11 protein-coding genes and 1 tRNA gene are annotated in these 11946 nt (G+C 64.5%); 3 read left to right on the top strand and 9 right to left on the bottom strand.

Going from position 1 to position 11946, the window contains the following annotated elements; translation table 11 throughout:
- Positions 1 to 49 precede the first annotated feature (49 nt).
- Positions 50 to 134 (top strand) — tRNA-Leu (locus FB562_RS05810).
- A 172-nt stretch (positions 135 to 306) separates the two neighbouring features.
- Here the strand turns inward: FB562_RS05810 and FB562_RS05805 are convergent.
- The 8 genes from FB562_RS05805 to FB562_RS05770 form a co-directional block, all read right to left on the bottom strand.
- Positions 307 to 1392 carry a TIGR03364 family FAD-dependent oxidoreductase gene (locus tag FB562_RS05805; RefSeq protein ID WP_141880281.1) on the bottom strand — a complete coding sequence of 362 codons (1086 nt, stop codon included), beginning with the start codon at positions 1390 to 1392 and terminating at the stop codon, positions 307 to 309.
- Positions 1389 to 3209 carry a PhnE/PtxC family ABC transporter permease gene (locus FB562_RS05800; protein WP_141880280.1) on the bottom strand — a complete coding sequence of 607 codons (1821 nt, stop codon included), beginning with the start codon at positions 3207 to 3209 and terminating at the stop codon, positions 1389 to 1391. Before FB562_RS05800 ends, FB562_RS05805 begins: the two co-directional genes overlap by 4 nt.
- Positions 3206 to 4096: a phosphonate ABC transporter ATP-binding protein gene (gene phnC / locus FB562_RS05795; protein WP_141880279.1), complete on the bottom strand. Its 891-nt coding sequence runs from the start codon at positions 4094 to 4096 to the stop codon at positions 3206 to 3208. Before phnC ends, FB562_RS05800 begins: the two co-directional genes overlap by 4 nt.
- 71 nt (positions 4097 to 4167) lie before the next feature.
- Entirely contained in the window at positions 4168 to 5106 is a 939-nt protein-coding gene (locus tag FB562_RS05790; RefSeq protein ID WP_185740465.1) for a PhnD/SsuA/transferrin family substrate-binding protein, read from the bottom strand.
- A gap of 327 nt (positions 5107 to 5433) precedes the next feature.
- Complete coding sequence (locus tag FB562_RS05785; RefSeq protein ID WP_141880277.1) at positions 5434 to 5835, bottom strand: hypothetical protein; 402 nt, start codon at positions 5833 to 5835, stop codon at positions 5434 to 5436.
- A 94-nt stretch (positions 5836 to 5929) separates the two neighbouring features.
- Positions 5930 to 6862: a DMT family transporter gene (locus FB562_RS05780; protein WP_141880276.1), complete on the bottom strand. Its 933-nt coding sequence runs from the start codon at positions 6860 to 6862 to the stop codon at positions 5930 to 5932.
- Positions 6863 to 7404: 542 nt separating this feature from the next.
- Positions 7405 to 7917, bottom strand: coding sequence for a hypothetical protein (locus FB562_RS05775; protein ID WP_141880275.1), 513 nt, complete (start codon positions 7915 to 7917; stop codon positions 7405 to 7407).
- Positions 7918 to 8096: 179 nt separating this feature from the next.
- On the bottom strand, positions 8097 to 8393 hold the full coding sequence (locus FB562_RS05770; protein WP_141880274.1) for a hypothetical protein: 297 nt from the start codon (positions 8391 to 8393) through the stop codon (positions 8097 to 8099).
- 153 nt (positions 8394 to 8546) lie between these two features.
- Here FB562_RS05770 and FB562_RS05765 point away from each other — a divergent pair, with 153 nt between their 5' ends.
- Together FB562_RS05765 and FB562_RS05760 are read left to right on the top strand one after the other, a co-directional pair.
- On the top strand, positions 8547 to 9065 hold the full coding sequence (locus tag FB562_RS05765; RefSeq protein ID WP_141880273.1) for a PadR family transcriptional regulator: 519 nt from the start codon (positions 8547 to 8549) through the stop codon (positions 9063 to 9065).
- 4 nt (positions 9066 to 9069) lie between these two features.
- Positions 9070 to 10806, top strand: a complete 1737-nt coding sequence (locus FB562_RS05760; RefSeq protein WP_246081352.1) for an ABC1 kinase family protein — start codon at positions 9070 to 9072, stop codon at positions 10804 to 10806.
- 28 nt (positions 10807 to 10834) lie between these two features.
- On the opposite strand, the gene FB562_RS05755 is transcribed toward FB562_RS05760, so the two are convergent.
- Entirely contained in the window at positions 10835 to 11878 is a 1044-nt protein-coding gene (locus tag FB562_RS05755; protein ID WP_141880272.1) for an LLM class flavin-dependent oxidoreductase, read from the bottom strand.
- Positions 11879 to 11946 lie beyond the last annotated feature (68 nt).

Here is an 11946-nt window from a genome sequence, read left to right as displayed (position 1 = left end):
TCGCCGATCATGCTAAAGTCATACCTCGTTGCGTAAGCAACATCATCCTGTCCGGATGGCGGAATTGGTAGACGCGCTAGCTTGAGGTGCTAGTGCCCGTATAGGGCGTGGGGGTTCAAGTCCCCCTTCGGACACGAAACGAAATCCCCGAGTCAAAGGCTCGGGGATTTCTTCGTTTCAGCGCTTCGCTTCGCCGCGTTTTCGGATGCCGAGACTACGCAAATTGACCAGAATTGTCGACTTTTCGATCAATTTGTGCAGTCTCGACGATGTCGCTCCGTGGAGATGAAGCGAGCGGGCGGGTGCTTAGGGCTGAGGCCCGAAGAGTTCGTCGATGACGGATGCTGCGAGCCCAAGCCCCGTCGTCATCCCGATTCCGCTGGTGACCGAGACCACGCGCACGCCGTCAGCCGGTGCCGCGCGCAGGAAGTCGCCCGGCCCCGTCGCGTACACGCCCTGCCAGCGTTGACGGATGCGCAGCGGCCGGGCGAAGAGGTTCTCGGTGAGGCGGGTCAGCAGGCCGAAGGCGGCCTCATCCTGGAACGGCATGATCGTGGTGCCGCTGTAGTGCGTGTCGCCGACGATGAGCGTGCCGTCGGGGCGCTCCGTGTACATCTGGTTGACCTCGCGGGCCAACAGATCCGGATGTTCCGCCTCAAAGCGGCGCCGAACATCCCGCAGCGACGGAGCCGATGCGAAGGCCGAGTAGCGAAGCATCGAGGAGCCGGTCAGTAGCGGGATGCCCAGACCCACGCCATCGGCGAGCATCATATCGAGCCCGTTGCGGATGACGCCGTGCGCCTCGGCGATCTGCGGAAAGAGCTGATCCACATCCGCGTTGACGGCAACGACAACGGCCCGCGCCCTGATCTCACCGCGTGAGGTGTGCAGCAGGCCCGACTCGGCGCCGAGGGCGGCGGTGCGCCATCGGAACTCGACGCCCTCGCGGGCGAGCCAGCGCGCGATCGCGGGGCCTGCTTCGCGCGGATCCACCTGGATGTCGCCGTGCAGCAGCGCTCCCCCGATGGCGCCGGATATGGGAGCCAAGCGGGCCACAGCATCCGCTGTCAGAGGCTCGCCGAGCCCGGACTCGTCGAGTACCGCGCGTTCATCCTCATGCCGAGCGATCACGAGCGTGCCCGCCTGGCGGAGCCAGAATCCGGCCTCCACAGACAGCCGCAGCCACTCCGCGCGGGCGACCTGCGCGTACTCCCCCGCCTCGCCGCTGTGCGCGGAGAACCCCGCATGGCCGAAGTTTCGAACGGTTGCTCCGGAGATGGCGGATGCCCGCTCGACGACGACCACGCGAAGCCCGCGCCGATGCGCCGCCACAGCGTGGCCAAGCCCGACGATGCCCGCGCCGACGACGGCGAGGTCGAAGGTCTGCGTCACTTGAGTGCGCGCCGAATCAGCATCGCCGCGGCCTCCACGACGACGACCATCGCGATGATCACAAGCAGGTACGCGAACATGTGGTCGAAGTGACGGCCGTTCATCGCGTTGAGCAGCAGGAATCCGATGCCGCCACCGCCGACGATGCCGAGCACGGTTGCCGAGCGGATGTTCTGCTCGAGCAGGTAGAGCACATGGCTCACGAGCGTCGGGATCGACATCGGCACGGTCGACGAGAAGAATCGTTGCGGCCTGCTGGCACCCGCCGCAGTGAGGGCCTTCTCCGGGCCGGGGTCGACCTCTTCCATCGAGTCGCCGATGAGCTTTGCGAGCAGCCCCACTCCGCCGATACCGAGGGCGAGCGTCGCCGCCTGCGGCCCGAAGCCGGTGGCGATGATGAAGAGAATCGCGACAACGAGGTCGGGGATCGCCCGGATGACAAGCGCAACGCCACGAAAGAAGTTGCGGGTGAAGGCATTCGGCGCAACGTTGCGTGCAGACAGTGGGCCGACGATGGCCGAGATCACCGCACCCATGAGTGTGGCAGCAAGAGCGACCTCGATCGTCACAAGCGCCGCATCGAGAACATCCGCTACTGGCTTGTCACCGAAGTTGAACGGCCACACGGCACGATCGAGGCCCTCATTGTGAACCTGGTCGAAGCGCCACCCACTGAACATGCGGCTGAACTCGGGCTGCAGGTAGAGGAACGAGGCGGCAACGACGATGATGCCGCTCCAGATCCAGATCATCGTTGTGCGGCGATCACGATCCCAGGGGCGATCCATTGCGGCATCGATGCGTGCGGCATGATTCGAGGAGGCAGTGGCAGCAACCTTGGCGGCCGCCTTCATCGAATTGCGGATGATCGTGTCGCCGAGTCCCTTACCCGTCGGCTGCACATTGAGCAGACGCGCACGGATGCTGGAGGAGACGATCTCGAACACGATGCAGAGCAGGATGATGATCACCACGAGGGGGATCACGCGGCGCATACCTGCGGCGCCAGCATGCATCGCACCGTTGAGTTCGGCGCCGATTCCGGCGACCCCGACGTAGCCGAGAATGACGGTGCCGCGCAGGTTGATGTCGGCGCGGTGGAGCCCGACGGCGATCCACGCGGGCAGCACCTGCGGAAAGATGCCCGACCAGAACTGCTGCGAACGTGATCCCCCGGCAGAGCGGATCGCGTTCCGTGGCCCCTCATCGACCTGCTCGATCGCATCCGCGAACATCTTCGAGATCATGCCCACCGAGTGCAGCGCGATCGCGACGATCGCCGGAAGGATTCCGGAGCCGAACCAGAGGAAGATGAGAAAGACGGCCATCGCAGCATCCGGAATCGCTCGCGCGACAACCCCGAGACCGCGGCACAGCAGACGAACGGTGCTGTTCGGTGTCGTGTTCGCCGCAGCGCCGTAGGCGACCGGGATCGACAGCAGCACGGCAAGCGCGGTGCCGGCGATCGTCAGGGCGAGGGTGAGCAGGATGACCTCGCCCATCTGCCAGATGGGCTCAAAGCCGACCCACTCGGTCGTGAAGATCTTGGTGCCACCGGAACCGACCACAGCGGTGACATCCCACCCCGGCCACTGCATGGGGGTTGCCATGCCGACGAAGCGGGTGATGTTCGACCAGGTCGTCTCGATGTTCTTGACGCTGTAGTCAAGGCGGATGAAGGAGACGACGCCGAGCACGGCGATGCCGATGAGTGTGGCGGCGCTGACAATGGTCGACACGCGCGGGCGCGGGCGTTCGACCGACTCCACACGCTTCTCGAACTCAGGCTTGGTGGGTGGTGCCAGAAGCGTGGTCACGCGGGCTCCTCGCTCGCGGAGTCCTGCGCGAACCGCTCGGCAGCCCGACGCGTCACACCAGCGCGAACCTGCTCGCGAGCCTCAGCCAGCTCGACCTCCACCGCCTGGATCTCGCTGGTCGAAACGGCCACACGGCCATAGATCTCCATGACCTGGTCTTTGCTGAGCGCCTCGGTCGGAGTGTCGAGAACCACTGCACCGCCGCGGAGCCCCACGATGCGGTCGCCCCAGCTGAGCGCGAGATCCACCTGGTGCAGCGAGCACACGACCGTCAACGCGCGCTCCGCAGCGATCTCGCGGATCAGCGACATCACCTGATCGCTCGACTCGGGGTCAAGGGAGGCCACCGGCTCATCGGCCAGAAGAATCTCCGGGTCCTGCATGAGAGCACGGGCGATGGCCACACGCTGCTGCTGGCCACCAGACAGGGTGTCTGCGCGCTGGTAGGCACGCTCGAGAAGGCCGACCCGGTCGATGTGCTCGAGCGCCTTGCGGCGGAGCGACTTCGGATACGTCCAGATACCGAGGCGTGGGCCTGTCAGCGTCGACAGGGCCCCGGTCAACACATTCTCCAGAACGGTGAGCGGGCCGACGAGCTCGAACTGCTGGAAGATGAAACCGATCTTGCCGCGCAGCTCACGCAGCTCGCGACCCTTGAGGGCGTCAACACGCTCCCCGAGCGAGGTCACGGACCCGGAGGTCGGGGTCTCGAGACCGTCGATATGACGCAGGAGCGTCGACTTACCGGAACCAGACAGGCCCAGAAGCACAACGATCTCCCCACGGGAGACCTCAAGCGAAATGTCGGTGAGGGCGGGCGTGGCCGTGCCGGGGTAGGTCTTGCTGAGTCCTGTGGTCTGGACGACGAAATCGTTTGGGATGCTCATATCAATCCATTCGCGGATGGTGCGGATGTAGGGGGCCGCGCATTCGCGACCCCCTACAGCTGGACTCGAACTCAGGCCTGGCAGGCCTCAACCTCGTCAGCGACCTCGGCGCACACGGTGCGGATCGAGTCGTAGTACTTGTCATCGACGGCGTCGAAGCCGAACCAGCCGTCGCTCAGGAACTCGTTGAGATCGATGCCGTGACCGGTGAGCGTCGCCTGGGTGGAGCCGGCGATCTCGGCGAGCAGCGCATCCTTGACGCTCTGCGGCAGACCCGTCTGCATGACGATCGGCGCAGCGGGAACCAGGAAGCGCTCGATCTCCTTGAGCTGGCCCGACTTGATCAGCGGGTCAGCGTCGATGTCCTGCGCGAAACCGACCATGCACTCCTGGCCTTCAGCGACCTTGAGCGCGTTGAGGTCATGCGCGCCGCCCTCGGGGGCGAGCACGTTCTCCGGGGCGACGGTGACGCCGGCGGCCTTGAGCTGCGAAGCGGGGATCGCGCGACCGGATGTCGAGGTGGGGTTGACGAAGCAGACGGGCTCGTCAGCGAAGTCAGCGAACGTGGAGCCATCCCAAGCCGGGTTGGCGATCGCGACCGAGTAGTAACCGGCGGCGGCACCATCCTCGGTGATCTGTGCACCGATCGGCTCGATCTCAGCACCCGCAGCCTGCGACTGGTAGTAGGTGAACGCCGAGATCTGTGCGACGTCAATCTGGCCAGCGGCGAGACCCTGCACGACTGCCGTGTAGTCGGTGGCGGGGAAGAAGTCGACGGTCTTGCCGGTGATCTCGGCGATCCAGTCGGCGATGGGCTGAGCATCCGAATCGGCGCCCTCATGGTCAGGGAGCACCGCGAAGACGATCGTGTTGTCGTCCTTGGCGAAGGTACCGTCGCTGGCGGCGGGGCTCTCCGCGCTCTCCGAAGGGGTACTGGCGCAGCCAGCGAGGAGGGCGAGCATGGCGACGCCGGCGAAAGCGGTCGCGAGGCGGTTGGGACGAAGACGCATGAGTGCGGCCTTTCTTGTGGAGGCAAGGAAATAGGCCCGACTCATCGAACGCTGCATCAGCCGGGTCTCAGGTGAGACTAGGGACGCCAGGTATCCCGGTCACGACTCGCGATGGTGGGAAGTGTGTCGCGTTGGTGAACTGTCGGTGCGCACTCACCAGGGTAGTTTCCCTGCCTCGTCGTGCTTCAGGGCCGCGTGCACTCATACGCGGCCTTGCGGCAGTGAGCCAGCCAGAAGCGAAACAGTAAAGACTGTCACCGGTGGTGAGCCGCCCAGACGGGCGAGTACACGTAGTCCTCGCCGCCGTCAGGCCGCTCGGCTGTCGACTCACTCGGGGATGAGCTGCAGGACGAACGACGCCACGGAGGCCACGATGCCGACACCGCCGAGCAGGAGAGCCAGGAACATGAGGGTCTGCTCGCCACCGCCGCGCCGGTGCAGACGCATCCGCTCGGGCCGCACGACGCTGACGAAGACCATCACATCGTCGGATGCCGTCAGCTGCGCCGCCTCCGCAGGATCGAGCGGCCGAGAATGAATGGTGCCGTCATCTGCCAGCCAGCGCGCCGCCGCCGACCCTGACTCGTGCACGACGACAGCGGTCGTCTCCACCCAGCGTCCGCTCACCGCACGGATGATCAGAGCAACCACGAGACACGCGGCGCCGAGCGTCAGACCGATCCACGAGAACAGCTCCAGCAGGGGGCCGAGAAAGTCTGAACCGCTCACCGGGCAATGCTAAGCGGGCGACGGCCCGAACGGCGTGACCATGAGCATCCGCGAACAAAAGCATGACCGGCCGGCCCCGTGGCCGGACGCCAGCTCAGGCGTCACTATCGCCCGGGACGCCACCCGGTTCACCCTTCGGGCGGCGTCGCGGCTGGATCTTGAGCTCGCTCACCAGCACACCCAACACGACGAACACGGCGCCCAGGAGCGCGATGCCGGGCAGGCGGTCGCCGGCGAGGCGACCGATGATGCCGCCCCAGACGGGCTCGCCCGCATAGATGATCGTGGCGCGAGTGGGCGAGACCGACTTCTGCGCCCAGTTCATCGTCACCTGGATGAGGCAACTCGCCACGCCGAGGCCGATTGCGGCGCCGGCCCACGCCCACGAGAAGTCCGGAACCGACTCGCCCACGACAGGCATCGCCGCGAACGCGAGCACCCCGCAGACCAGCAACTGCACGACAGTCACACGCCCGAGATCCACCTTGCCCGCGAAGACACTGATCAGGATGATCTCCGCCGCGATCGGAATCGTGCTGATGAGCGTCGCGATCTCCCCCGGGCCCAGCCCCACCCGCAGGGCGTCCGGTCCCGCGATCAGGAGCAGACCGACAAAGGCGAACGCAACCCCCAGCAGCGCCATCACGCTCGGCGGCTTGCGGAACACCGCCCACTGCAGAAACGGCACCAGCGGCACATACAGGGCCGTCAGGAACGCGGATGTGCTGCTGTTGATCGTCTGCAGGCCGACAGTCTGCAGGCCGTAGCCGAAGAAGATCATCACGCCGATCGCCGCACCGGCGCCGAGCTCAAGCCGTGTCATCCCGCGCAGTGAGCGGCTGAAGACGACCGCACCGATGACGCCGGCCAGCAGGAAACGCACGCCGACGAAGAACATCGGCCCGCTGTGCATCATCGCTATATGCACGAGCAGGAATGTTCCGCCCCACACGGCTGTGATCGCCAGGAGCGCCACCTCTTGGCGGCTCAGCGACAGCAAACGGACCCGCCCGAACAAGTGCATCATCCTGCACATATTAGGGTGTGGGAAGTTCCGGCATGGCCACCGTCGAGCCCCTGATCATCTTGCGTCTTGCGCCATGCAGCGGCTCGATATTCAGCGTCGAGCTCCGTTTTCTCTTTAGCGCCATGCTGGTCCAGCGGTTCCGCTCGGCGCCATTGGATGATGTCAGGTGCCATGCATGGCACGTGGAGCAGGGATGAACTCCGCACTCGCGGCGACGAGGATCCTCAATGCGACTGATGGCCATCAGCGCCTCACCAGCTTGGTGAAGCGACGAGTAGGCGAGTTTGTGACAGGTCATAGAGACTCCTTGAAGTAGGCCATTCGGTAAGGAATGACGTGCTTCGTCTCTATCAACGACCAGCGTCTGAAATCGCTCGGTAATCCGACGGTTCCGTGGGCGGCATGTATGTCCGATCCGATAGCAGTCTGATGCTTCCGGCGAATCTCTGCAAGTGGGAAAATCCGAGATCCCGGGCGATGCTCAACTCAGTCGTTGATGCCTTTCTGGTGAACCGCGCGATACGTGTCGGTCGCATAGATCTCTAGCCGATTAGCAACGGTGTGACTTCGACGTTCACCAGGCCGAAAGGGAAGGGGAAGATGAAGAAGTAGCCGGCGCCGTCCCAGTCAGTCAGCGGAATCTGCCAGAACCACACCTGACTGATGACAACCGACGCGACGGCCACCGTCACGATCAGAAGGATCGCCTTGTCAAGCATCCGGATTGCTGCCTGCTCATCCTGTGTCTTGCGGAGCACGCGAGTGATCGCGGCGACGACGATAACCACGAGTGCCACGAACACCAAGGGACTAGGCCCGAGGGTCAACTGCATGCACAAAGGCGCAGTCTCTGTCGCTTCTCCGGAGGAGTCGACGAAGCCACCATCCCCCGAGGACCCTCCGGGACAGTACCCCCTGCTGGCTAGCACGAACACCGAGTATGCAAAGATCACGAGCGCCACGGCGACGACCATGCGGCGTATGCGCCTGATCACGGTCGCACCCGGCAGAATCGACAGATTCTGGGTGGCAGTTGCCTCCGAGGTCTTCGCCATGAGTGCTCGCCCTTCTGCATGTCGTGCGGTCATCGCTGGGGAGCAACGATGATGCTTGCAAGCGCTTCTCACCTCGATAAAACCACCGACGGCTATGAGACGTTCTCATGCAGGCTAGTTCATATGCCCTCAGGCCGCAGGCGGGCCTTGGTTTCAGCGCCTATTGCGCCCGGAGCTCGTCAGAGCAGATGCACGAGATCGGCGGCAAGCCGTGGGGCGGCGTAGGTGCCCACCCAGATCATCGCGGCGACCAGGGAGGCGACCGCAACCACCCCCGAAACTGCGGCAACACGCCACACCCGTTTACTCGAAGGGCGCTCGACTGTGCGACGCCACAAGCCGTACCCGACGGCGACCTCCGACACGTGCCCAGCGAGCAGCACCGGAACAAACAACAGGATCCCCCACCAGCCTTCTCCCCCGAAGGCAGCCGTCACCGGCGCCCACAGGTCCATCACGAAGCCTTTCGTCGACACATCCGGATTCTGTGAGGTCGACCCTGCCCTTGGATGCTGAGATGACGCTGTGAGAACAATGCTTGGCCTATATCGCTAACACGCCCCAACGATGTATCGTCGGGATTCAACAGGGGCCCGCGACGGCCCTCACCCTCACGGAACGGGATCATCATGAGCAGCGCACACGAACCGGGCTTCGGCCTGTGGGAGACGGTCGAGAATCTGCATTCTGAGTTCGAGCGGAGGGTTGCGCCGAGGATGGGGCGAGGCGATGTTCGCGCCGGTATCTTGGCACTCCTCACTGAGGGGCCGATGCACGGTTACCAGATCATTCGTGAGATAGAGAAGCGCAGCAACGGCACCTGGAAGCCGAGCCCCGGCTCGGTCTACCCCACCCTCCAGCTGCTTGCAGACGAAGGCCTCATCCTTGCCGAGGAGGCAGACGGCAGAAAGACCTACTCGCTCACCGAAAGCGGTAGCGCCGAGGCCGCGAGCAGTCGCACCGCACCGTGGGAGGCAACGGCGGGTGACAGCGGCACGCGGTCGAAGGTTTTGCCGAAGGCCGCCGCGAACCTTGCCCACGCCGTCGTGCAGGTTGTGCGCGGGGGTACCATCGAGCAGGCTCAGGAGGCGGTCACCGTCATCGATGAGGCCCGTCGCAAGATTTACGCGATCCTGGCCCGCGAATGATCGGATGCCGCCCCCGCGGCGGCAGCGGCGTCAGGGAGAATTGATGAGCACAGATCGGCACCTGCGCGCCCGGTACCGGCGAATTTTGCGGTTCGCTGCACGCTATATCGCCCAGGAATGGTGGTTCGAGGTGGTGCTGCCCCGCGTCGGGTTGGCGCGGTTGTCGTGGCGGGGGCGCGCGAAGAGGGCTGGCGGTATTGCCCGACACTTTCACGCTCTGGCTCTTGACCTGGGCGGGCTGATGATCAAGGTCGGCCAGTTCATGTCCTCCCGGCTTGATGTTCTTCCCACGGAGATAACCAGCGAGCTTGAGGGGCTTCAAGATGAGGTGCCTCCCGCAGACTTCGCGGAGGTTCGCACACTCGCCGAAACAGATCTGGGAGTGCCGCTGGAGCGTGCCTTCTCGTTCTTCGACCCGTCACCGATCGCTGCTGCGTCCCTCGGCCAGGTGCATCGGGCGAGGTTGTCGCCGGCCGACGCCGAGCTCATGGGTTTCGCGGATGTTGTGGTGAAGATCCAGAGGCCAGGCATCGACGCGATCGTCGCAGTCGACCTTGCCGCCTTGCGCAAGGTTGCCGGCTGGCTGAACCGCGTCGCAGCCATTTCACGGCGGGTGGATCTTCCTGCGCTCGTGAAGGAGTTCGCTGCGGTCAGCATGGAGGAGATCGACTACCTGCATGAGGGTGCCAACGCTGAGCGTTTTGCCGAGAACTTCTCGGACAACCCGGGGGTGCGAGCCCCGACCGTGGTGTGGGAGCGCAGCACGAGGCGGGTACTCGCCCTCTCCGACGTCGCAGCAATCAAGATCAATGACCGCGAAAGTCTCATCGCGGCTGGCATCGACCCGGCGGCGGTTGCTGTTGGGCTTTCCAGTGCAATGTTTGACCAGCTTTTCGTGCACGGCTTCTTTCATGCGGACCCCCACCCGGGCAACATTTTTGTGACACCCCACAGCCCCGCTGCCGGCGGCCCCGCGACCGGCTGGGCGCTCACCTTCGTCGACTTCGGCATGATGGGCGAAGTGCCTGACACGTTGAAGTCTGGCCTGCAGCGACTGGTCATCGCGGTCGCGGCGCGTGATTCTCAGGGGCTTGTGTCGAGCATCCGTGCCATGGGGATGCTGTTGCCTTCTGCAGAGAGTGCCCCGCTTGAGCGGGCGTTGGGCGAACTGTTTGACCGTTTCGGGGGTTTGGGTTTTGCTGAGCTGCAGAATGTTGACCCGCACGAGTTCCGTGATTTTGCCAAAAAGTTTGGTGACACGATGCGCACGATGCCGTTCCAGCTTCCCGAGGATCTGCTGCTGATCATTCGCGCGGTCTCGGTGACGTCGGGTGTGTGCACCTCACTGAACCCGGCATTCAATATCTGGACCGCGATTGAGCCGTATGCGGCACGCCTCGGCAGTAACGCGGGCGGTGCGGCTGCCCGTGCTGTGTTCGACCAGGTTGTTGCCACAGCCGGTGTGATCGCACGACTGCCCGGGCAGCTGGATGAGCTCAGCACGCTGGTGCAGCGGGGCCGGCTTTCGATGGAGATCCCGGGGATCGAACGTCGTTTGCGCGCTCTCGAAAAGCTTGTTCTCAAGGGGGTGTCGGCGCTTCTCTTCGCGGCCCTGCTTTTTGGTGGGATATTCCTCAAAGAATCCGAACCCGTGTTCGGCTGGGTGTTGATCTTCGGGTCGGCGCTGCCGCTACTTCATGCCGTTTTTGCGGGAATGGGTGGCCGGGGGCGCGACTTCTAAACGCACATACCCGTCTGGCGCGGAGCTGCTATTTCGCTGCGAGGAGTCGCTTGACGCGGGGCTTCACCTCGGTGGCCAGCAGGGTGAGCGACTCCAGGAAGTGCTCCTGCGGAAGCCCGCCGATATCCATCTGCAGAAAGTGCCGCATGTGGCCCATGTAGCCGTGCAGGTGCACGATCCGCTCCGCGACGTCATCAGGGTCGCCGACATAGTAAGCGCCGGGGGCTTGCGCCTGAATGTCGTAGTTGCGCTTGTCGGGTGCGGACCAACCGCGGAGCCTGCCCATCTCGATGTTCAGATTGCGCCAGCCCGGATAGAAACGCTCCAGCGCCTCCTCCTTCGTCGGCGCGATCAAACCGAGCGCGCCAACAGAGACCCGGATGTCGTCACCCGAGTGCCCGGCCTGGGCCGCCGACTGCCGATACAACTCAGCCAGTGGTGCGAAGCGGTGTGGCTGTCCCCCGATGATTCCATAGGAGATGGGTAGGCCGAGCTGGCCGGCGCGCACAGAGGACGACGGATTGCCACCCGTGGCGAGCCAGAGAGGCAGGCGCCCCTTCACCGGCCGCGGCACCACGGCGAGGTTGTCGATGCTCGGGCGAACGGATCCCGACCAGGTCACCCGCTCAGAGTCCGCATCGTTGATCGTCATCAGCAGCTCGAGCTTCTCTGAGTAGAGCCTGTCGTAGTCGCGCAGGTCGTAGCCGAACAACGGGAAGGTCTCAACCGAGGAGCCCCGCCCTGCCGTGATCTCGACGCGGCCGCCGCCGGACACCGCATCGGCGATCGCGAACTGCTGAAACACCCGCACCGGATCATCCGTGCTGATGATGCTGGCACCGCTGCCCAGCTTGATCTGGCTCGTCGCCCCTGCCACCGCCGCAATGACGGTACCCGGAGACGACGCAGGCATGCTCACGGTGTGGTGCTCGCCGATGCCGAAATAGTCCAAGCCGGCTTGATCGGCGTGCACAATCGCGTCGAACAGGTTGCGGATGGCCTCCGCGGTCGAACGCGTGCTGCCATCCGGGTCGAGCTGGGTGTCGCCGAAACTGTAGGCGCCTATCTGCATGATGTCTCCAATGCGTTGCGTGCTGTCGGGTGGGTCGCGGATGGTCAGAAACGGCCGATGCTTCGAGC

The sequence above is a fragment of the Homoserinimonas aerilata genome, from assembly GCF_006716125.1.
Lineage (GTDB): Bacteria > Actinomycetota > Actinomycetes > Actinomycetales > Microbacteriaceae > Homoserinimonas > Homoserinimonas aerilata.
This window is presented reverse-complemented; position numbering and strand designations above follow the sequence as displayed.

Coding starts and splice junctions, on each gene's coding strand:
- phnC (WP_141880279.1), bottom strand. CDS start 4,096: ATGAGCATCCCAAACGATTTCGTCGTCCAGACCACAGGACTCAGCAAG.
- FB562_RS05790 (WP_185740465.1), bottom strand. CDS start 5,106: ATGCGTCTTCGTCCCAACCGCCTCGCGACCGCTTTCGCCGGCGTCGCC.
- FB562_RS05780 (WP_141880276.1), bottom strand. CDS start 6,862: ATGATGCACTTGTTCGGGCGGGTCCGTTTGCTGTCGCTGAGCCGCCAA.
- FB562_RS05775 (WP_141880275.1), bottom strand. CDS start 7,917: ATGGCGAAGACCTCGGAGGCAACTGCCACCCAGAATCTGTCGATTCTG.
- FB562_RS05765 (WP_141880273.1), top strand. CDS start 8,547: ATGAGCAGCGCACACGAACCGGGCTTCGGCCTGTGGGAGACGGTCGAG.
- FB562_RS05760 (WP_246081352.1), top strand. CDS start 9,070: ATGCCGCCCCCGCGGCGGCAGCGGCGTCAGGGAGAATTGATGAGCACA.
- FB562_RS05755 (WP_141880272.1), bottom strand. CDS start 11,878: ATGCAGATAGGCGCCTACAGTTTCGGCGACACCCAGCTCGACCCGGAT.